Origin of the sequence: Micrococcus sp. Alg238-R198, assembly GCF_900537135.1 — a bacterium.
GTDB classification, from domain to species: domain Bacteria; phylum Actinomycetota; class Actinomycetes; order Actinomycetales; family Micrococcaceae; genus Micrococcus; species Micrococcus luteus.
On sequence record NZ_UNRH01000002.1, the window covers coordinates 262,709 to 284,382 of the forward strand.

The 21,674-nt window shown below is 68.2% G+C and carries 16 protein-coding genes; 11 read left to right on the forward strand and 5 right to left on the reverse strand.

Features of this window, described 5'->3' with window-relative positions:
- Positions 1–195 precede the first annotated feature (195 nt).
- The 3 genes from G6R13_RS03240 (at position 196) to G6R13_RS03250 (ending at position 3,638) form a co-directional block, all read left to right on the forward strand.
- On the forward strand, positions 196–1,548 hold the full coding sequence (locus G6R13_RS03240; RefSeq protein ID WP_113913859.1) for an RNase H family protein: 1,353 nt from the start codon (positions 196–198) through the stop codon (positions 1,546–1,548).
- 61 nt (positions 1,549–1,609) lie between these two features.
- Positions 1,610–3,052: an alanine/glycine:cation symporter family protein gene (locus G6R13_RS03245; protein ID WP_163721037.1), complete on the forward strand. Its 1,443-nt coding sequence runs from the start codon at positions 1,610–1,612 to the stop codon at positions 3,050–3,052.
- 190 nt (positions 3,053–3,242) lie between these two features.
- Entirely contained in the window at positions 3,243–3,638 is a 396-nt protein-coding gene (locus G6R13_RS03250) for a hypothetical protein (RefSeq protein ID WP_063188917.1), read from the forward strand.
- A 138-nt stretch (positions 3,639–3,776) separates the two neighbouring features.
- On the opposite strand, the gene G6R13_RS03255 is transcribed toward G6R13_RS03250, so the two are convergent.
- The gene (locus G6R13_RS03255) at positions 3,777–4,031 is read right to left on the reverse strand and encodes a DUF6480 family protein (protein ID WP_095346987.1); all 255 of its coding nucleotides are present in this window, start codon (positions 4,029–4,031) and stop codon (positions 3,777–3,779) included.
- Positions 4,032–4,289: 258 nt separating this feature from the next.
- Between G6R13_RS03255 and G6R13_RS03260 the strand changes: the two genes are divergently transcribed.
- The 3 genes from G6R13_RS03260 to G6R13_RS03270 are packed head-to-tail and all read left to right on the forward strand — an operon-like array spanning position 4,290 to position 8,259.
- Positions 4,290–5,438, forward strand: coding sequence for an acetyl-CoA C-acetyltransferase (locus G6R13_RS03260; RefSeq protein WP_134415892.1), 1,149 nt, complete (start codon positions 4,290–4,292; stop codon positions 5,436–5,438).
- A 20-nt stretch (positions 5,439–5,458) separates the two neighbouring features.
- Positions 5,459–7,060, forward strand: coding sequence for a fatty acyl-CoA synthetase (locus G6R13_RS03265; protein ID WP_134415894.1), 1,602 nt, complete (start codon positions 5,459–5,461; stop codon positions 7,058–7,060).
- Complete coding sequence (locus G6R13_RS03270) at positions 7,057–8,259, forward strand: acyl-CoA dehydrogenase family protein (protein ID WP_163721039.1); 1,203 nt, start codon at positions 7,057–7,059, stop codon at positions 8,257–8,259. Before G6R13_RS03265 ends, G6R13_RS03270 begins: the two co-directional genes overlap by 4 nt.
- 9 nt (positions 8,260–8,268) lie before the next feature.
- Here G6R13_RS03270 and G6R13_RS03275 read toward each other — a convergent pair whose 3' ends face one another.
- Positions 8,269–8,655, reverse strand: coding sequence for a hypothetical protein (locus G6R13_RS03275; protein ID WP_163721041.1), 387 nt, complete (start codon positions 8,653–8,655; stop codon positions 8,269–8,271).
- Between the two features lie 132 nt (positions 8,656–8,787).
- Here G6R13_RS03275 and G6R13_RS03280 point away from each other — a divergent pair, with 132 nt between their 5' ends.
- On the forward strand, positions 8,788–9,330 hold the full coding sequence (locus tag G6R13_RS03280; protein WP_163721043.1) for a MarR family transcriptional regulator: 543 nt from the start codon (positions 8,788–8,790) through the stop codon (positions 9,328–9,330).
- A 9-nt stretch (positions 9,331–9,339) separates the two neighbouring features.
- Here G6R13_RS03280 and G6R13_RS12425 read toward each other — a convergent pair whose 3' ends face one another.
- Positions 9,340–9,468: a hypothetical protein gene (locus G6R13_RS12425; RefSeq protein ID WP_275898395.1), complete on the reverse strand. Its 129-nt coding sequence runs from the start codon at positions 9,466–9,468 to the stop codon at positions 9,340–9,342.
- Positions 9,469–9,489: 21 nt separating this feature from the next.
- On the opposite strand from G6R13_RS12425, the gene G6R13_RS03285 reads away from it, so the two are divergent.
- Positions 9,490–10,290 carry an enoyl-CoA hydratase/isomerase family protein gene (locus G6R13_RS03285; protein ID WP_163721045.1) on the forward strand — a complete coding sequence of 267 codons (801 nt, stop codon included), beginning with the start codon at positions 9,490–9,492 and terminating at the stop codon, positions 10,288–10,290.
- Between the two features lie 90 nt (positions 10,291–10,380).
- On the opposite strand, the gene G6R13_RS03290 is transcribed toward G6R13_RS03285, so the two are convergent.
- A complete protein-coding gene (locus tag G6R13_RS03290) occupies positions 10,381–10,590 on the reverse strand; it encodes a hypothetical protein (protein ID WP_123244034.1) in 210 nt (69 codons plus the stop codon).
- Positions 10,591–10,661: 71 nt separating this feature from the next.
- Positions 10,662–13,202 carry a DUF262 domain-containing protein gene (locus G6R13_RS03295; RefSeq protein WP_123244035.1) on the reverse strand — a complete coding sequence of 847 codons (2,541 nt, stop codon included), beginning with the start codon at positions 13,200–13,202 and terminating at the stop codon, positions 10,662–10,664.
- A gap of 347 nt (positions 13,203–13,549) precedes the next feature.
- Between G6R13_RS03295 and G6R13_RS03300 the strand changes: the two genes are divergently transcribed.
- The 3 genes from G6R13_RS03300 to G6R13_RS03310 are packed head-to-tail and all read left to right on the forward strand — an operon-like array spanning position 13,550 to position 21,480.
- The gene (locus G6R13_RS03300) at positions 13,550–16,435 is read left to right on the forward strand and encodes an SNF2-related protein (protein ID WP_163721047.1); all 2,886 of its coding nucleotides are present in this window, start codon (positions 13,550–13,552) and stop codon (positions 16,433–16,435) included.
- A 57-nt stretch (positions 16,436–16,492) separates the two neighbouring features.
- Complete coding sequence (locus tag G6R13_RS03305; protein ID WP_123244037.1) at positions 16,493–18,472, forward strand: site-specific DNA-methyltransferase; 1,980 nt, start codon at positions 16,493–16,495, stop codon at positions 18,470–18,472.
- Positions 18,460–21,480, forward strand: a complete 3,021-nt coding sequence (locus tag G6R13_RS03310; RefSeq protein ID WP_240335701.1) for a DEAD/DEAH box helicase family protein — start codon at positions 18,460–18,462, stop codon at positions 21,478–21,480. Before G6R13_RS03305 ends, G6R13_RS03310 begins: the two co-directional genes overlap by 13 nt.
- Positions 21,481–21,674 lie beyond the last annotated feature (194 nt).

Sequence of the window (21,674 nt, forward strand, 5' to 3'; positions counted from 1 at the left end):
CCGCGCGGGAGGCCGAGGAGAGGAGACCTGCCTCCTCACAGGTGCGCTCGGTAAGGTCGCCCAGAGCAGAACAGGTCGGGACGGGTCGTCCCCTTCGTCCACGGCGATCCCGCCCGACCGCCGCAGGACCAGCATGGCCCGCCGGACCCGGCTCACAGTTCCGGCGCGGTCCCCTTCGACACAGCCGGCGAAGCCATGGGAGCACGGATCAACCACCCGCGGACGGTCGTGGACCGGACGCTGCATCACGACGTCGAGCCCGCACACCCCGCGGCGCTCGTCGACGTGGGCTGGGACTTCCGTGGCCCGGGCGCCAAGGCGGAGGAGCAGCACCGCCCGCTGCGCGTGGTCCGTGCCCGCCGGCCTCGGGGCACCCCGCGGGACCGGAACGGCGTCGACCTCACGCGCACCGGCCCCGTCGTCCCCCGCCCCTCCCCGCCGCGCACCCGGATCCGCCGGGACGGCGTCCGCGTGGTGGCCAGCCCGCTGGCCATGCTGCCCGGCGTGGACCACGGCCCCGCCCTCCGCCTGGACCTGCATCCGACGACGGGGGGCATCGTCTACGTGGCCCGCGAGCTCGAGCTGCGCGAGCTCGGCGACGACGTCCGCGGCCACGTCTACACCGGGATGGTCGGGACGGCGCATCTGAGCGCCTTCTGGTCCACCGTCACCGTCGACCTGCCGCCGGAGCGCCCGGTGATCGTGCGGCTGCGCTCGGACCGGGACGCCGAGCTGCTCTCCCTGCTCGAGGTCCTCGCCCCCGTGGACACGCGCGTGGTCTCCTACCGGCTCGACGAGTCCCCCGTGGGCACGCAGCGCTCCAGCTACCTGCTGCCGGACGTGGACCCGGAGACGGTCGCCCAGACGGGCGCGGCCCGGATCCCGCTCGAGGCCATCGAGGCCGCCCAGGAGGAGGAGGACGCGCTGCGCCGCTCCTCCGGCGTCTTCCTCTCCCGCCGCCGCACGGACCGCTTCCTGCGCCGCAACCTGCCCGGGGTGACCCACAGCCTCACGTTCGCGGACGAGGCTGACGTGACGGACGTGTACGTGGACGGCTCCGTGCTGCGCGGCTCCCGCATCGGCGGGGCGGCCGCCGTCGCCGGGCCGAGCATGTGGGCCGTGCAGGCCGTGGCCGGGGCCACGATGCCGCTCGAGGTGGAACTCGAGGCGCTCGTGCTGGGGCACGTGATCTGCGCGTGGGCGGGCACCCCCGGCGGCCGGGTCACCATCCACTCGGACTCGCGCGCCGCGCTGGCCCTGCTCAACGCCGCCCGCCGCGAGCGGCTCACCCTCGGCGGCGCCCGGGGCGAGCGCATCCGCCGCACCCTGCGGCGCCTGCTGGCCGCCGTCGACCTGGCGCAGGCCGCGGACGTCCAGGTGGACACCACGTGGGTCAAGGGCCACGTGGGGGTGCACGGCAACGAACTCGCCGACGACCTCGCCCGGGCCGCCGCCCGCCACGCCAGCGTCGGCACCCCCGAGGGGGACCTGCCCGAGCGGATGGGGCAGCTGATCCAGCTCCGCGTCGAGGACGACGCCGCCGGCTGACCCCGGCCCCCGATTCCCCGTCCTCCGCCCCAGCCTCTAAGGTGGGGCTGTGGAAGCGACAGTGGAACAGATCACAGCGGCCATCACGGCCCTCAACGACAAGTACTGGTACGTCGTGATGGCGCTGCTCTTCGTGGCCGGGGTGTGGTTCACCATCCGGACCGTGGGCGTGCAGGTGCGCATGCTCCCGGAGATGCTGCGGTCGGTGACGGCCAAGTCCCAGACCGGATTCGAGAACGACGGCGTGAGCCCGTTCCGCGCCTTCACCATCTCGGCGGCCTCGCGCGTGGGCACCGGCAACGTGGCCGGCGTGGCGATCGCGATCGTGATCGGCGGCCCGGGCGCCGTGTTCTGGATGTGGCTGCTGGCGATCATCGGCGGCGCCACCGCGTTCGTCGAGTCCACGCTGGCCCAGCTGTACAAGCAGAAGGGCGCGGACGGCTACTTCGGCGGGCCCGCGTACTACATCCGCGACGGTCTGGGCGCGAAGTGGCTGGCGGCCGTGTTCGCCGTCGCCATCACCGTGACCTACGGCTTCGTGTTCAACGCCGTGCAGTCCAACTCGATCTCCGAGTCCGTGCAGGCCAACTGGGGCGCGTCCTCCACCACCGCGTGGATCGTGGGCCTGGGCCTGGCCGCCCTCACCGGCCTCGTGATCTTCGGCGGCGTGCGCCGGCTCTCGGCCGTGACCAACGTGCTGGTCCCCGTGATGGCCACGTTCTACATCTTCCTGGCCCTGATCGTGATGGTCGTCAACATCACCGAGGTCCCGGGCATGATCGCGCTGATCGTGGGCCACGCCTTCGGCCTGCGCGAGGTCGCGGGCGCCGCCGTCGGCATGACGATGGTGATGCAGGGCGTGCGCCGCGGCATGTTCTCCAACGAGGCCGGCATGGGCTCCGCCCCGAACGCCGCCGCCACCGCGGCCGTCTCCCACCCGGCCAAGCAGGGCTTCGTGCAGTCCCTGGGCGTCTACTTCGACACCCTGATCGTGTGCTCGGCCACCGCGTTCGTCATCCTGCTCTCCAACCCGGCCTACGGACGCGGGGAGGCGCTCGGCATGCAGGTGACCCAGGGTGCGCTCCAGCAGGCCGTGGGCGCGTGGGCCGGCCCGGCGCTGACCGTCATCATCTTCTTCCTGGCCTGGTCCTCCGTGCTGGGCAACACCTACTACGGCGAGGCCAACATCCGGTACCTGGCCGGCCGCCACGCGGGTCCGGCCATCACCGTGTTCCGCGTGCTCGTGCTGGTGTGCGTGGTCGGCGGCGCGCTCGGCTCCGTGGCGCTGGTGTGGAACCTCGCGGACACGTTCGCGGCCCTCATGGCGACCATCAACCTCGTGGCGATCATCCCGCTGGGCGGACTGGCCGTGAAGCTGCTCCGGGACTACGAGCGCAAGCTCAAGGCGGGCATGGATCCGGGCTTCCACCTCTCCGACCTGCCCGAGGCACGGAACGTGGCCCTGTGGCGGGACGAGCCGAAGACCTCCCCGCTCCAGGACTGACGCCCCCGCCCGCGCGTTTCGAGGCGGGATATCGACCCCATCTGGCTGCCGCGGGCGGCCGTGGGGTGGATATCCCGCCTCGATGCATGAGGAGGCCCGGTCTGGACACCGTGCGGGGGTCGACGCCTAGGTTGAGGCGCACCCGACCGGCCACGCACGAGTGGCCGGCACGACGTCCGAGGAGGACACCATGGGCATCCTCTCCAGCCTCACCCGCACTCTCGGCGGCGGTGGCCGCCGCTCCAGCCGACCCACCATCGGTGCGCACATCGGCCGGTCCCCCGGCTTCGGCCGGCAGGCCCGCTCTCAGGGACGCCGGTCCAGCGGCCTGGGCGGTGCCCTCCTGGGCACGCTCGGCGGTCTGGCGCTGCGTGAGCTCTCGCGCCGCGGCGCCGGGGGCACGACGCGCGGGCGCAGCTCCGGTGCGTACCGCGGCGGCTTCGGACCCTCGGCCCGGTCCACGGGCGGCCTCGGCACCGGCCTGCTGGGCGGGCTGCTCGGCGGGGCCCTCGCCTCCCGCGGCCGGTCCGGTGCCGCCGGCCGACGCACGGCGGGTGGCCGCCGGACCGTGGGCGGCGGCTTCTGACCGCTGCGACGGCGCGGCGTCGCAGCTGAGCGGCATCACCGCGGAGCGGACACGACCACGGGGCGGGCACCGACGGATCGGTGCCCGCCCCGTGGTCGCGATGGGCCGGTGGCGTGCTCGAGGCGTCTGCGCCGCGGCTCAGCCGAGGCCGGCGACGCGGCCCAGGATGAACACCAGGACGCCGATGACCACGAGGGCGATGATCAGCCCGAGCACGATCTTGCCGGCCGAGCGCTCGCCGGTCTGCTCCACGTCCATGCCCGGGTTGCTCGGGCCGACGCCTGCGCCCTCGGCTGGGGGCGTGTCGCCGTCGAACGCGACGCCGGAGGTCTCGTCCGTCGCCTCGCGTGCGCGCCGGGCGTCCTGGGGGTCGGGGGTGTGCGGGGTGGCCATGGCCGGCTCCTCTCGTCTCAGCGGCACGGGTGCGTGCCGCTGGCCCTCACGGTAGGCCCGGGGCAGGGGGTCCTGACCAGGGCGAGGCGACGCCCGCCCCAGCGCTTTCGTGGCCGAAACGGCGCGCCCCGAGCCGCTTTCGTTGACGAAACGGCGCTCCTCCAGGCCGCCGCAACGGATCCCGTCACACTCTTGATCGTTGGATGTCCAAGCAATAGCGTGATCGGCGTCACGTCCCCGCCGTCCGGAGGAGCCCCCATGCCCGAGGCCTACATCATCGACGCCGTCCGCACCCCCGTGGGTCGCCGAGGGAAGGGGCTCGCCGGCGTACATCCCCTCGATCTGGCGGCCGCGCCGCTGCGCGAGCTCGTCGCCCGCCAGGACATCGACTCGGCCGAGTACGACGAGGTCATCCTCGGCTGCATCGACCAGCTCGGCCCACAGGCCATGGACGTGGCGCGCAACGCCTGGCTCGCGGCCGGGCTCTCCGAGGACGTCCCCGGCACCACGGTCGAACGCCAGTGCGGCTCCGGCCAGCAGGCGGTCCACTACGCCGCGCAGGCCATCATGAGCGGGACGGCGGACCTCGTCGTCGCCGGTGGCGTGCAGTCCATGTCCGCGATCCCGCTCTCCCGGTCCAACACGGCCGCCCGCGATCTCGGCTTCCCCGACCCGTTCACCGGCTCCGAGTCCTGGGCCGCCCGCTACGGGGACGAGGAGATCTCCCAATTCCGCGGGGCCGAGATGATGGCCCGGCACTGGAACCTGGACCGGGACACCCTGGAGGAGTTCGCGGTGCGCTCCCACGAGCGCGCGCTCGCCGCCCAGGCCGACGGTCGCTTCGACCGCGAGATCCTGCCCCTCGCTGGCCTCACCGCGGACGAGGGCCCCCGCACCCCGGACGCCGCGAAGATCGCCTCGCTCGACCCGATCGTCCCCGGCGGGCTGCACACCGCGGCCACCGCGTCCCAGATGTCCGACGGCGCGGCCGCCCTCCTGCTCGCCTCCGAGGAGGCCGTGCGCCGCCACGGCCTCACCCCGCGAGCCCGCATCCACCACCTCTCCGCCCGCGGCGCCGACCCCGTCATGATGCTCTCCGCCCCGATCCCGGCGACGGCGTACGCGCTCGACCGCATGGGCCTGACCATCGACGACATGGACCTCGTGGAGATCAACGAGGCGTTCGCCGCCGTCGTGCTGGCCTGGCTGACCGAGACCGGCGCGGACCCGGCGAAGGTCAACGTCAACGGCGGGGCGATCGCCCTGGGCCACCCCATCGGCGCCACCGGCGCCCGCCTGATGACCTCGCTGCTGCACGAGCTCGAGCGCAGCGGCGGCCGCTACGGCCTGCAGACCATGTGCGAGGGCGGCGGCCAGGCCAACGTCACCGTGATCGAACGTCTCTGACCCGTCCCCCGGAGGTTCCCATGCGAGGCCAGATCACCCACCCCACCGACACCGCCGCCCACCCCTCCCCCGCCCCGGAGGACACGATCGGCCGCGTGTTCGCACGCGCGGTCGCCCGCTCCCCGCAAGCCGTCGCCCTGCGCTTCGAGGACCGCGACTGGACCTACGCCCAGCTCCGCGACGGAGCGCACCGCGTGGCCCGCCGCCTCCAGGACACCGGCCTGCCGGCCGGCACCCGGGTGGCCGCCTACGCCACCAACTCGGACGCCTACGCGCTGCTCTTCCTGGCCTGCGTCACGGCCGGCTACGTGCACGTGCCCGTGAACTTCGCGCTCAAGGGCGGCGAGCTCGCGCACGCCCTCGAGGACTCCGGCGCGGAGCTGCTGGTGGCCGACGCCGGCATGCTCGAGCGCGTCGACCAGGTCCGGGCCGAGGGCCGCGCGTCGGCTCTGCGGCACGTGTGGACCATGCTCCCCGCCGGCCACGCCGAGCCCTCCGTGCTGGAGACCGCCCGGGACGAGACGTTGGACGCCGCCGCCCCGGAGGCGGAGGTGTCGGCCACCGACCTGGCCCAGCTGCTCTACACCTCCGGCACCACCTCCACCCCCAAGGGCGCCATGATGTCCCACCGGGCGCTCGTGGCGGAGTACCTCTCCTCGATCATCGCGCTGGACTTCACGGCCGAGGACCGCCCCCTGGTGGCCATGCCGCTGTACCACTCGGCCGCGATGCACGTGTTCCTGCTCCCCTACCTGAGCCTCGGCGCCACGGTGCGACTGCTCGCCGCCCCGGACATCCCCCGGATGCTCGAGCTCGTGGAGACCGAGCACATCGGCTCCCTGTTCCTGGCGCCCACCGTCTGGGTGCCGCTGGCGAACCATCCGGACCTGGCCACGCGCGACCTCTCCTCGCTGCACAAGGCCCAGTACGGGGCCTCGATCATGCCGGTGACCGTGCTGCAGCGCCTCCGTCAGAGCCAGCCGGGCATCGGCTTCTACAACTGCTTCGGCCAGTCCGAGCTGGGCCCCCTGTGCACCGTGCTGCGCCCCGAGGAGCACGACGCGCGGCCGGCCTCATGCGGCCGCCCCGTGTTCCACGTGGAGGCGCGGGTGATGACGGCCGACGGCGCCCCCGCCGCGCCCGGCGAGCCCGGCGAGATCCAGTACCGCTCGCCGCAGCTGCTCTCCGGCTACTGGAACCGCCCGGACGCCACCGCGGACGCGTTCACCGACGACGGCTGGTTCCGCTCCGGCGACCAGGTCACCCAGGACGCGGCCGGCTACATCCAGGTGGTGGACCGCATCAAGGACGTCATCAACACGGGCGGCGTGCTGGTCGCCCCGCGGGAGGTCGAGGACGCGATCTACGAGCTCGACGAGGTGGCCGAGGTCGCCGTCATCGGCCTGCCGGACGAGCGCTGGATCGAGGCGGTGACCGCCGTCGTCGTGCTCAAGGAGGGCGCCGAGCTGACCGCGGAGACCGTGCGCGCCCACGTGAAGGAGCGGCTGGCGGGCTTCAAGGTGCCCAAGCGCGTGGACTTCGTGGCGGAGCTGCCGCGGAACCAGTCGGGCAAGCTCCTCAAGCGCGCGCTGCGCGCCGAGCGGACGCAGGAGGCCCGGTGACGCGCACGCAGAAGCCGACCTACGACGTCGTCACGCCCCTGGACGTCGACTACCTGGACGCGTTCGGGGAGGCGACGGACGAGGACCGCGCGCACTGGGACCGCGCCCGTGCCTACGGCCGGGAGGTGCTCGAGCGGATCGACGGGCACTGGGACCGGGCGGAGTACCCGTTGGACCTGGTGGCGCGGGCGGGCGAGCTCGACCTGCTCACCGACGGGCTGGAGGTGCCGGGGCACGCGGTGATGTCCCCGTTGGCCGCGGGCCTGGTGGCGATGGAGATCTCCCGCGCGGACGGGTCGATGGCGGCCGCGGCGGCGGTGCAGGGCGGGCTCGTGCTGCGCGCCCTGGTGCACTGCGCGAGCCCGGAGCAGAAGGAGCGGTACCTCGAGCCGGTGGCGCGCGGCACGCTGCCGGGCGGGTTCGCGCTCACGGAGCCGCTGCACGGTTCGGACTCGGTGTCCCTCGAGACGTCCGCGCGGCCCGACGGCGCCGGCGGCTGGGTGCTGAACGGCGCCAAGAAGTGGATCGGCAACGGGGCCGCCGGGGGCATCACGATCGTGTGGGCGCGCGACACCGAGGACGGCCAGGTCAAGGGGTTCGTGGTGGAGCAGTCCACGCCCGGCTACGAGGCCGAGGTGATCACGGGCAAGGGCGCGCTGCGGGCCATCCACCAGGCGGAGATCACGCTGACCGACGTGCGGGTCGGCGACGACGCGCGGCTGCCGGGCGTGGCGACGTTCAAGGACGCCGCGCGCGTGCTGGTGGCCACCCGCGTGAACGTGGGCTGGTCCGCGCTGGGCCACGCGACCGCCATGTTCGAGGCCGCACTCGCGTACGCCCGGCAGCGCGAGCAGTTCGGCAAGCCGCTGGGGGCGCACCAGATGGTGCAGGAACGGCTCGCGCAGATGCTGGACGAGGTGACCGCGATGCAGACCCGCTGCGTGGCCGTGGCCCGCCTGCAGGCGGCGGGGCGGCTGCGCGACGAGCAGGCGTCCCTGCTGAAGTACGCCTGCACGCGGGGCGCGCGGCGGGTGGCGCAGATCGCCCGCGACATGCTCGGCGGCAACGGCATCCTCCTCGAGCACCGGGTGATGCGGCACTTCGCCGACGTCGAGGCGCTGCACACCTACGAGGGCACCGAGTCCGTGCAGGCGTTGATCCTCGGCCGGGACCTGACCGGGATGAGCGCGTTCGCGTGAGCGCCTCCCTCAGGGCGCGGAGACGACCCCCACGCCCACCCGGGGCAGGCTGCGGTCCACGACCAGCTCCAGCCGACGTTCGTGGAACCGTGCGCCGAGCAGCTCCTCGAGGTCCTCGACGAGGTGCACCGCGATGGTCTCGATGACCGCCGCGGTGTCCTCTCCGTCCCGCAGGATGCAGTCCACCTCCAGCGCGGGGGCGGAGGGGGTGCCGGTGATGGCGAACCTGGCCTCAGCGACCTCGGGGAACACGGTGACGGCCCGCGCGGCACTCATGGCCAGGCGGGCGCAGCGCTCACGGAAGGCGGCGGGCTGCGGCGCCGGGGACTCGAGTATGGGCGGGACGGCGGACAGGGTCCGCCCCATGGCCTGGGGGGCCTCCAGCGTTGCTGTCATGACATTCCTCTCGCCGCGGCCCGGGCGCCCCCTCACAGAGATCGCCGTGACCTGGAAAATGTTAGTCTAACTATGCGTTAGGAAGACTAACCAAATTTTCGGGGTGACGTGAACAGGGAGGTTCAAGAGCGCATGGGTGAGGAGCACACCACGCTGACCAGCACGGATGGCGAACCGACGTCGGGCTACTGGTACACCCGCGGCGCCCGTGAGATCGAACCTGTGGACGTGCTCAACCTGCTGCGACGCTACCGGGAGGCCGAACGGCGCATGCGCGCCCGCACCCGGGACAGCATGGGGATGGGAGAGACCCACCTGTCAGCCCTGCGTTACCTGCTGCGGGCCGACCGACGCGGCCACAAGGTCCGTCAGCGGGATCTGGCCAGCGCCCTGGAGATCACCCCGGCCTCCGCCAGCGCCCTGGTGGACCGACTGGTCCGAGACGGCTACGCCCGACGGGCGCCCCACCCACAGGACCGCCGATCCGTGGTGGTGGAGCCGACGGCCAAGACGGACCACGAGGTCCGCGCCACCCTGGGCGCCATGCACCGCAGTATGCTCGCCGCGGTGGAGGGCCTCACCCCGGTCGAGCTCGCCGGCGCGGCCGCGTTCCTGCGGGCCCTGATCCGCAGCGTGGAGGAGCATGACGAGGACGAGGCGGACCAGCCCGCGTGAGGAACAGACTCAGCGGAACAGGTCCCAGACGCTGAACGTGGTGCGCTTGTAGACCGCGTTGTAGGCGGCGCGCTTCGGATCGCGCACCCACCCCATGCCCGGCCGGCCGTCCTCGCGGCCGGCACCCGCGCACCGCACCCGCCAACCCCAGGAGCTGACATGAGCACCGCACCCACCCCTTCTTCCTCCGACGACGCCCCCGCCGTCCTCGTCGAGACGCGGCCCGGCGTCGTGCGGCTGACGCTGAACCGGCCCGCGAAGGGCAACGCGCTCGGACTGACGATGGCGCGCGAGGTGCTCGCGGCGATCGCCGCGGCCGAGGCGGACGACTCCGTGCACGTGCTCACGCTGACCGGCGCCGGGCGGATCTTCTGCGGCGGCGGGGACGTCCAGGCCATGGCTGCCGCGCCTGCCGGGCCGGAGCGGCGCGCGATGATCCAGGAGCTCGGCGAGGCGGCGGGCGAGGTCGCGGTGGCGCTGACGGGCTCTCGCCTGCTGGTGCTGGCCGGCGTCAATGGGACGGCCGCCGGGGCGGGGCTCGGGCTCATGCTGGGCGCCGACGTCGTGCTGGTGCGCGAGGATGCGCAGCTGGTGACGGCGTTCTCCGCGCTCGGGATGACGCCGGACACGGGCGTGTCCTATTGGCTGCCGCGGGTGCTCGGGCCGGTGCGCGCGACGCAGCTGCTCCTCGGCGGTCGGCGCCTGACCGGGACCGAGGCCGTGGAGTGGGGCCTGGCGACCGAGGCGGTGGCCGGCGACGCATTCGCGGCACGTCTGGCGGAGCTCGAGGACGAGCTGGTGGCCGGTCCGGCGCACACCTACGGGCCGACGAAGGCGCTGGCGCGCGGGGCCGACGTCGAGGCGCTGCGCGCGCACGTGCGGCAGGAGGCGGCGTCGATCGCGGCGGCGTCCGAACACCCGGAGGCCGTGCGGCGGGTGGAGGCGTTCGCGGGCCGGTGAGGGGCGGGCCGCGGCCCGGGCCGTCAGTGGCCAGGCCGGCGGCGCGCCTCCACCGGGCCGACCCCGGTCAGGCGCGCGAGGGCGTGGAGGTCACTTGAACATCTTCAGGACGTCACCCAGGCCGACCGTGGTGCGCCGGTAGACGGCGTTGTAGGCGGCGCGCTTCGGATCGCGCAGCCAGCCCATCCCCTTGCGGCCGTAGCCGGGGATGACCTTGCGCCTGATCGCACGCTTGGCGCGGCCCGTGGTGCGGGCCTTGATGGACTTCTTCAGGCTGGGCTTGCGGAGACCGATCTTCATGGGGCGAGCGTACTGGGTGGGGTGGACGGGGTGGCTGTGCGGCTCGTCAGGACCTGCCCCTGGCAGGGCTGTCAGGCACTTCTGTCGTCCTCCTGGACGGTGTGCAGGAACCACCCCAGCGCATCGAGGAACGCCTCCTGCGCTGCGGCCGGCCGAAGGGTCTGCGGCGTGATGCTCGGGCGCCGGCGGAGAGACTCAGGGCCGAATTCCAGCCCGGGGATGAGATTCAGACGTCCCCGGAATTCGTCGAGAAGCGCCTCGTCCGTGAAGGGAGGCCACTTCGCCAGGTGATAGAAGACGACCTCGACGCCGTACGTCGGGTACATGATCACCGGCCAGATGGCGCGTGCTGACGTGCGCGGGACGACCAGGAAACAACCGCCGGCGGCATTGTCCGCGAATTCCGCCCGGCCACCGCGCTCGACCCAGCCTCGTTGGACCTCGATCATTGCGCGGGCCGATTCGGGATCGTTGTGGTCGTGAAGTCGGTCGACCCAGCGGTCCCGCAGCGCAGGGTCGTTGCCCGGGGCCGCGAGCGACCGGGGATCCGTCAGGTCGATGTCGACGTCGATGAGCTCGGCGAGCTGCTCCGCCAGCAGCCGCTGGCCGCCGTCGGCACGTCCGTCCTCGGAGAAGCGCACGCCTTCGGCCGCGAGGACGTCGTGCGGATCGTCCGTGCGGTGGGCGTCGGGCCACCGGAAGGACGGAGAGACGGTGCCTCCTGCTTGCAGCACACGATGAGCGTGCGGCAGGGCAGTCCGTGCGAGGTAGGTCCCCACGGGGACCGGATGGCTTCCGATCAGCCGTGCCAGTTCGCCGTAGGAGGTCCAGGACCCGGCGGGAATGGCCGCGACGGCATCCGACAGCGTCTGCCAGGCCGTGTGAGCGACCCCGGAGGCGGCCTCTGCTGAGGGTCCCGGCCAGATACCGACGATCCGGTCCGCCAGCCGCTCGGCGCGAGCACGGATCTGCGCGGGACCCCACACCGGCTCAGCGGAGATCTCCTGGTTCATGCGGATGCCGCTTTTGGCCAGCTCCGCACGCTTGACCGCGAAGGGCCCATTGCTCAGCTCGCTGTTGTACCCGGTGAGGGTGAGGTTGCCCAAGGTGTGCAGGAGCTCGGTGTGCACCTCTCGAAGGTCCTGGTGCGCCTCAAGCTGGTCGGCCAGAGCGCGCTCCCACTCCTCCGTGAGCGTCTGCGGCATGACGTGCTCGATGGTCGCACTGTCGAGGTCCACCGGCTCCTTGCTGCCGTAGGACTCCTCGATCCACCGGAGAATCAGCTTTCGGTGGGCCGCTCGGCCCGTCGTGTAGAAGGGTGCCGTCATCACGGCCTGGCGGACCTGGTCGTCGGAGGCGAAGTGCTTCCGCCCGCTGGAGAGGAACCGGTGCAGGGCATCCGCCGGGTCGTCCTGACCCTGGATGTCGGCCGTGGCCGCGAGCAAGGTGGTGTTGAGACCGTCGGAATAGCGGCCGAAGACGAGGCGTCGGACCAGGTACGACTCGAGGTAGAGGAGCGCACGGGCCAGTTCGTCCGAGTCGATGTCCCCCAAGGACCGGCGCTCCATCAGGTGCAGTGTGATCGGGAACGTCGTCGTCGTGCGCCAGGCGCGCAGGCGTGCCAAGCGGAAGCGCACTGCGTCGTCCCGCTCCTTCTCCGGGCGGAGCATCACGTCGTAGAGACGCCCCAACGCCAGGAACCGCTCGACTTCCGCCCTGACCTGCGACTCGTCCTGCAGGTCACGCATGCGACGCTGCTGCCCCGCGTAGATCTCCGTCTGGCGGACCTTGGGATCCTGTTGCACCAGGTCAAGCCAGAACAGCGTCTCCAGTTCCTCATTGGAGAGCAGGTTCTGCAACGGGAGCCACAGGGTGGTGTAGACCTCATCCGCCCGGGTGGGCAGCTGCATGAACAGGTAGTTCCTGAGCAGGTCGCCCTGGGTGAGCTTGAGGCCGGTGTTGTTCAGCGACTCGAAGATGCGGTGGGCGTTGTCGTTCTCCCCGGTGGTCACGGACACGATCGACAGGCCGGCAACGACGGCGGACTCGACCTCCGCCAAGGTCAGCGGCTCCTCTTCACCGTCAGCAGGGGGATGGCTCAACCCGAGCAGCTTCGTCAGGAAGAACTGGTGGGCTTCGCTGATCCTGGAGCCTTCGGCAGCGTCCGGGGCGTGCTCGATCCGTCCGCGGTAGGCGCCACGGTCGGCCTGGGTGGGCAGGACCTTGTAGCGGAGATCGCCGTCCTCCCACTTGTTGACCAGGTACTTCTCGTTGACCCGATCGGCGTGCATGGGGCCTTCGTGCTCAGCCCGGTGGTCGCGGACAGCGGCGAGGAGGAGCGTCAGCGTCGTCAGCCGCTGCTGCCCGTCCACCACGAGCCACCGCTGGACGCCACCGGGCCCGTTGTCCCGGAAGCCGGCGAGAACGAGGGAGCCGATGAAGTGGGTTGCCGAAGGGTTGTCCCGCCGATGGTCGGCGACATCCACGACGTCCTCCCACAGTCGCTGCCACTGCGGGCGGCCCCAGGAGTACGTCCGCTGATAGAGCGGGACCGTGTACTGGTAGGAGCCCCCGAGGAGTTCCTGAAGGGTGACTTCACGCGCGGTGACCATGTGACGAGCTTAACGGGGGCTCTCGCTGAGGAAAGACCGCCGGTCCAACCGGGTCCACGGCCAGACCCAGAGCGAGCGGGCCCAGACAGTGACACGGACGTGAACGTGCCCGGCACCACACAGCCGATCCTTATGTGGCAGTATCACGCGAGAACGCCTAACGGTCAGGGGAGCCGACACCGTGAGGCGCGTCGTCCTGACCACCGCCGCACCGGCTGGGGCCAAGCAGGGAAAAGCGGGGAGCGTGACGCAGTGAAGCGTGCAGTGGCCCTGTCTGATCGCGGCAGTGGCGATCCGACCGCCCGATCCACGTCATATCTCTCCCGTCTACACCAGGAGGGCTGAAGATGGCGATGCCTCTCTCCGACTACCAAGCGAAGTACTTCGCCCACGAGCTGCAGCGCAGCTACGCGAACGATCACGTCGGCAAGCTGGCCGGGCTGCTGTTCGACGCGCAGGTCGAACCCAAACCGCATCAGATCGATGCGGCACTTTTTGCACTCCAGACGCCGTTCCTGCCGGGTGTGATACTGGCGGACGAGGTTGGCCTGGGCAAGACGATCGAGGCGGGCATCGTCATCTCGCAGTACTGGGCTGAACGCAAGCGGCGTATCTTGATCATCGCGCCCTCGAGCCTGCGTCAGCAGTGGAAGGAGGAGCTGTACGAGAAGTTCCTCATCCCGTCCTCGATCCTCGACGCCAAGTCGAAGGACGCGCTACTCGCGAAGACCGACACTCGTGCCGCTGAGGTGCTCATCTGCTCGTATGAGTTCGCCCTCCGCCACGAGACCTCATTACTGAAGTCGTGGGATCTGGTGGTGGCTGACGAGGCGCACCGCCTGCGTAGCTACTGGAACGGGAAGGCGAAGATGGCCGAGGCCGTTTCGCACGTCGCCCGCAGCGCGCACAAAACCGTTCTGCTCACGGCGACGCCGCTGCAGAACAAGCTCGAGGAGCTGTACGGCCTGGTGTCGATCTTCGACCCAGACTACTTCTACTCTCTCGACGCGTTCCGCGAGCGGTACATCAAGAACCGCGACCTGACGGGCGACGACGATCTGGTCGAACGTGTGGCAGCGATCTCCAAGCGCACGCTCCGCAAGGACGCCAATAAGTACATCCGGTTCACCGAGCGCATGCCGATCACAGTGGAGTTCACCCCGTCACCCGATGAAGAACGCCTGTACGACTTGGTGAACGACTATCTGCAGCGCGACGAGCTGTTCGCCTTCGCGGGCTCGCAGCGCCACCTTTCTGCCCTGATCATTCGCAAGCGTCTCGGTTCCTCAACGTATGCCGTTGCGAGCACGCTGGAGAACATCGCGAACCGTCTCGCGGACGAGGTGGCCGCGGGCAAGCTCCGTGACAATCGCGGCGGGCTGTTCCTGGCCGACTTCGAGACCGGTGACGAACTCGAGGAGGAGATCGTCGAGGAAGCCGAGGAGACGACGGCTCCGGCATCGAGTGCGCAGCTCGACGAAGAGACCCTCAAGCGTATGCGCGCCGAGGTGGAGGAGCTTCGCGAGTACGCGGCGCTGGCGCGGTCGATCACTGACAATCAAAAGGCCGTCAAGCTGGGTGAAGCGCTCGACATGGGCTTCGAGCGACTCCGCGAGCTGGGTGCCGCCGAGAAGGCGATCATCTTCACTGACTCGACGAAGACACAGGAGTACATCGCCCGCACGCTGGCCGACGCTGGTCGCGGCGAGGGCGTCGTGCTGTTCAACGGCTCGAACACGTCGCCCGAGCAGACGGCGATCTACCAGGCGTGGCTGACGGCAAACCAAGACAGCGACCTGCTCACTGGCATCCCTGCTGTCGATCGCCGCAAGGCGCTCGTGGACTACTTCCGCGAGCAGGGCACGATCATGATCGCCACCGAGGCAGCGGCTGAAGGTATCAACCTGCAGTTCTGCTCGATGCTCGTCAACTACGACCTGCCGTGGAACCCGCAGCGCGTCGAGCAGCGCATCGGCCGCGTGCACCGCTTCGGCCAGAAGCACAACGTCGTGGTAGTGAACTTCAGCAACAAGGGCAACATCGCCGAGCAGCGCATCCTCGAGCTGCTGACCAACAAGTTCCAGCTGTTCTCGAGTGTGTTCGGCGCCAGCGACGAGGTGCTCGGCGCTGTGGAGGATGGCCTCGACTTCGAGAAGCGGATCAGCGACATCCTCACCCGCTGCAAGACAGCCGGCGAGATCGATGCAGCGTTCAAGCAACTTGAGGATCAGTTCGCGGGCGAGATTTCGAAGGAAATGGCCAGCGCCAAGGCCAAGGTCTTCGACCACCTCGACCCGCACGTGCAAGATCGCCTCAAGGCGTATGACGAGCAGTCCGGTGACGTGCTCAACAAGTTCGAGCGTCTGCTGCTGGCGATCACCCAGCACGAACTGCGCGATGTCGCGACGTTCGAGGGCGACGGCCGCACGTTCGTGCTGAATCACGCGCCGACTGACGATGCGCCGACGGGCCGCTACTTCTTCAAGTCAAAGCCGCTCCCGAACGCCCACCAGTATCGCTACGCCAGTCCGCTTGCGCAGCACGTTACGGACACTGCCAAGGCGCACGAGACTCCCCAGCGCGAACTGACCTTCTCGCTTGGTAAGTCAACGAGGGTCAGCAACGCTGTCAAGGCGCTCGAGGGCAAGAGTGGCGAGCTGACGGTCAACCTACTGACCTTCACGATGCGAGCACGCGACGAGGACATCTCTGAGTCGTACATGCTCGCCGGCGGCATGACCGACGACGGCCAGTACCTGGATGAGGAATACGTCGCCGACATCCTCGACCTCGCCTGCCAAGGCGTGGGTGAGCGACCGGTCACGGTCGATATCTCCAGGGTCGAGCCACATCTCGAAGCGCGGCTCGGTGAGCTGGAGAAAGAGGTCCAAGGGCGCAACTCCCGCTACTACGACCAGCAGGAGGAACTGCTCTACCGCAACCAGCAGGACCGCAAGGCCGAGCACGAAGGCAAGATTCGCGAGTACCGCGCCAAGGAGAAGGAAGCCCGCAAGGCGGCGAAGAAGACGGACGATCCGATGGAGCAACTCAAGCTCAAGCGCGAGGCCCGCAAATGGGAGCGCCGGGCGGACGAGGCCGACGACGACTTCCGTGACGCACGCCGCAAGCTGCAGGCCGAGATCGACGAGAAGCTCGACATGATCGAGCAATCCCTACAGGGCACCCAGGACACCGAGCACCTGTTCGCGATCCGTTGGCGCATCGTCGCGTAACGGTCAGCGTTCACAAAAGACATCACAATTGTTACACTGAGGAAAGAGAAATACCCGATGAGCGAAGAAATCCACGAAACACCATCCACCACCCCGAACTTCCAGACTGAGCTGGCAGCGCAGCTTGCCGAGCTGATGCCCGAGGTCATTGCCGACGGCAAGGTGGACGTGGAGAAGCTCAAGGAGCTGCTGGACGGCGACACCGCCGATACCAGCGAGCGCTTCGGGCTGTTCTGGCCGGGCAAGAAGCGCGCCCTGCGTGCCGCACAGGAGCCGACGACGGCGACGTTGCGCCCCGACTTCGAGAACTCGAAGGACTGGGACACGACGAAGAACGTATTCATCGAGGGCGACAACCTCGAGGTGCTGAAGATCCTGCAGAAGCACTATCACGCCAAGATCAAGATGATCTATATCGATCCGCCTTACAATACGGGTAAGGATTTCGTCTACCCGGACAACTACAAGGAAGGTCTCGCGACCTACCTCGAGTGGACGAAGCAGGTCAATGAGGAGGGCAAGAAGCTCTCAACCAACGCGGACATCGAAGGGCGCTACCACTCCAACTGGCTCAACATGATGTACCCGCGACTCAAGCTCGCGCGGAACCTGTTGACCGAGGATGGTGCGATTTTCATCTCCATCGACGACTCCGAACTGGACAACCTGAAGCGCGTCGCGAACGAGGTGTTCGGCGAGAACAACTTCGTCGGATCGATGGTCTGGGCAGCCGGTCGGAAGAACGACTCGAAATACATCTCGTCGTCACATGAGTACATCCTGTGCTACGCGCGAAGCATGAGCGCGTTGGCGAGTACTGGCGTGACCTGGCAGGTTCAGAAAAAGGGTCTTGAGCATATTCAAGCTCAGTACGGAAAGCTTCGACGCCAGTACGGCGATGACGACGTTGCAGTCGAGAAGGCTCTCAAGAAGTGGTACTCGGGTCTGCCGGATTCGGAGCCAAGTAAGCGACATCGGCACTATTCGTCTGTCGACAGCCGCGGAATCTACTTCCCGAGCGATCTTCGAAAGCCGCAGCCGACTTCAAGGTCGCGTTACGACATCCTTCATCCGGTTACTGGGAAGCCGGTCAACATGCATCCGAATGGTTGGTCATTCGCGCCGGAGCGCATGGAAGAGCTCCTCGCCGATGATCGCATCAGGTTCGGGGTCGATGAGTCGACTCGCCCCACGCTGAAGGTTTACCTTGGCGAAGCCGACAAGGAGGCGGCATACAGCGTCTTCTATCAGGATGGGCGAGGCGCCTCGAAGCGCTTGAGCGAGTTGATGGGCGGAGCCGTCTTCGACTTCCCGAAGGATGAGAATGTTATTGAGTCGCTCATCGAAATGGTGACGAGCGGTGACGATCTTGTGTTGGACTTCTTCGCAGGCTCTGCGACGACCGCGCATGCCGTGATGGCGCTCAATGCGAAGGACGGTGGAGCTCGCCGCTTCATCCAGGTGCAGCTCCCGGAGCCAACGCCGGAGAAGTCGATTGCTCGCGCGGAGGGTTACCGCACGATTGCCGAGATCTCGCGTGAACGTATTCGGCGGGCTGGCGCAGCGATCGCAACGGAGCACAAGGAGAAGCTGGGTCAGCGCGAAGCTCCACTTGATTTCGGTTTCCGCGCCTATGCCCTGGGGGAGACGAACTTCTCGAAGTGGAATGTCTCGAGCGACGTCGATCGGACTGAACTCGAACAGCACCTCTTCGATCTGCGCGAGTCGAGCAGTGCCGACGAAGCCTCTGCCGATGACCTCCTTTCAGAGATCCTCCTGAAGCAGGGCTACTCGCTGACTGAGCAGATCGCTCCTGTCGATGTGCCCGGCCTCAATCTGCGCTCGGTGGGTGACGGCATCGTGCTCGCCTACCTGGACGAGCACGTCAAGCCGACGCTCGAGCAGTTGCGTGCCGTGGTCGATGCCGACCCTGCTCGCCTGATCATCTTGGAGGATGCGTTCCAAGGCGATGACCAGCTCAAGACCAATCTGGCTCAGCTCTGCAAGAGCAAGGGCATCGAGCTGTGGACGGCCTGATCATGGGAGACAACACAGCGAGTAGCGGATTCAAGTTCGACGCCAGTCAGCCCTATCAGCTCGAAGCGATCAAGTCCGTCGTCGACCTGTTCGATGGTCAGCCGAGGGACGCCGAGAAGCTGGAGACGATGCTGCGCGGCCAGGTCGCCGCTGTCGACGCGACGGAGAACACCGCGCTCGACCTCGACCTTGCGCAGGAGGTCGGTGCCGTCGGTAATCGCCTGGTGCTCGATCGCGACACGATGCTTGCCAACTTGCAGCGTGTGCAGGACAAGAATGGGCTCGAGGTCGCCTCGAAGCTCTTCGACGACTCTGCGCTCGACTTCGATATCGAGATGGAGACGGGTACAGGTAAGACGTACGTGTACCTCCGCACCATCTTCGAGCTGGCCGCACAGTACAACTTCACGAAGTTCGTCATCCTGGTGCCGAGCGTCGCGATCCGCGAGGGCGTGAACACGAGCATCCGGCTCATGCGTTCGCACTTTGAAGATCTGTACAGGAAGCGCAACATCACCTTCGACTCGTCCGTCTACAGCGGTAAAACGGCCGAGGAGGTGCAGTCGTTCGCGACGTCGACCAACGTGCAGATCATGGTCATGACGATCGACTCGATCCGTGGCAAAGCGAACACACGCATCATCCACCAGACGCGCGACAAGCTGAACGGTCTCAAGCCGATCGACTACCTGAAGGCCACGCATCCGGTCGTCATCATGGACGAGCCGCAGAACATGGAATCCCTGCTCTCTCAGTCGGCCGTGAGCGAGCTCGACCCCGTGTTCACACTGCGTTACAGCGCGACGCACAAGAAGCTCCGCAACGTCGTCTACCGGCTCGATCCGGTCGATGCGCACGACCTCGGCCTGGTGAAGCAGATCGTGGTCGCCGACGTGCAGCAGCAAGGTGCGGACGCGACGCCGTACATCAAGCTGGTCGAGGTCAAGAACGACAAAGGCTGGGTCGCCCGGCTGGAGCTGTCCTGCCGCAAGGCCGACGGTTCGCTCGAGCGGCGCGTGGTGAACGTCAAGCAGAACCAGGAGCTGTCCGATCCTCGCCTGACGAACAACGCGAACTACGACGGCTGGCGCGTCAACGAGATGAGCATCGAACCCGCGTACGTCGACCTGACACTGCATGGCTACTTGTACCAAGGTGAGAGCATCGGCGGATCGTCGGGTGCGATCTACAAGGAGATGATCCGCGAGACGATCAAGGAGCACTTGCGTAAGGAAACGCAGTTGCGCGCCAAGGGCATCAAAGTGCTCAGCCTGTTCTTCATCGACAAGGTGGAGAGCTTCCTCGGTAACGGCTCGAACAACAACGATGCAAACGGCCAGTTCGTGCAGTGGTTCGACGAGCTGTTCCGTGAGGAGCGCGCCAAGTCACCGCAGTGGCAGGAACTGCTTCCGCAGGATCCGGCCGAGCTGCGTCGCGGCTACTTCTCTGTCCTCAAGGGCAAGAAGGGCGCGGCGGACAAGTTCCAGGACACGTCCGGCACCACCAAGGCCGACGATGACGCGTACGAGCTGATCATGCAGCAGAAGGAACGCCTGCTCGACGAGAACGAGCCGACGCGGTTCGTGTTCAGCCACTCTGCCCTGCGCGAGGGCTGGGACAACCCGAACGTCTTCCAGATCTGCACCCTGCGCGAGATGGGCGCCGAGACGGAGCGACGCCAGACGCTCGGACGTGGCCTGCGTCTGCCGGTCACGAAGAGTGAAGGCGGCTACGAGCGTGTGGCTGATCGAGGCATCGCGACGCTGACGGTGGTCGCGAACGAGTCGTACAAGCAGTTCGCCGACGCACTCCAGAAGGAATACAAGGACGCGGGTGTCGAGATCGGCCGCGTGCGCAAGGCGGAGTTCTCGAAGATCCCGCTGCAGAACCCCGACGGGTCGCTCACCGATGAAAACCTCGGCTACGAGGGCTCCGTGTCGATCTGGGAGCACTTGCTCGCACAGAAGTTCATCGATAAGGACGGCGTCGTGCAGCCGAAATTCCAGCCGAACACGCTCGATTTCAGCCTCAACTTGCCTGTCGACTTCTCGTGGGCCGAGCCGTTCGTCGTCGAGCTGGTCGGCCGCGCCAGCATCGGCACGTATGTCAAACCGAAGAGCAAGCGACACTCGCGCAAGCTCAACAAGGAGCTGTTCGCGAACCCGGAGTTCGAGAGGTTCTGGGAGACGATCAGCCGCCGGACCACGTACCGCGTCGAGGTGGAGCGCGACAAGATCATCGAGAACTCGGTCAAGGCGATCAAAGAGGCACCAGACATCGAACCGCTACGCATCCAGGTCACCCGCGCGGGCGTGAAGGTGCTCCGCGGTGGCGCGAAGGGTCAGGAACTCGGGTCACGTCAGCAGGAACTCCGAGGCAGCTACGACCTGCCCGACATCATCGGCGAGCTGCAGGAGGCCACGTCCCTCACACGCAAGACCATTGTCGACATCCTCGTCGGCAGTGGCCGGCTGGACGAGTTCATCGCGAACCCGAACGACTTCATTGCCATGGCCAGGCGCCTCATGCAGACCGAGCTCGCGAAGCTCGTCGTCGACGGCGTTCAGTACGAGAAGATCGCCGGCTCCGTCTACGAGCTGCGTGAACTGCGCAAGGACGGCGAAGAGGAGAAGGAGCGTTTCCTCGACCAGATGTACAAGCTGGAGAACGCAGACAAGTCGAACTTCGACTACGTCGTCTACGACTCCGACCCAGAACGCCAGTTCGCGGAACTGCTCGACGGCCGCGAGGACATCAAGTTCTTCATGAAGCTGCCTGACAAGTTCAAGATCGACACCCCCGTTGGGCCGTACAACCCGGACTGGGCGATCGTGAAGCACGAGGACGGCGAAGAACGGGTGTACATGATCCGAGAGACGAAGAGCACGGAGGACGAGATCAAGCGCCGGCCGACGGAGAACGCCAAGATCAAGTCTGCTGAGAAGCATTTCGAGGCCATCAGCGTGCCGAACTACGCGGTGTCGGTGCCTGGCAGCTGGAGGCTGTGACGTCTCGCCCAGGAGCCTTGCCACGGTCAACTTCGGCAGCGCCATGTGCTCGCCCGCGGTCTCGTTGGAGGCCGTGGGCGAAGCGGCGGATCGGGACCTCGAAGATGCCCCGCGGGTCGTACAGTAAGGCGAGGTGCGACGGAAGAGCCGGCCCGTGCGGTCCGCGATCACGCTGGGCAGCGTGGCCGGCAGGC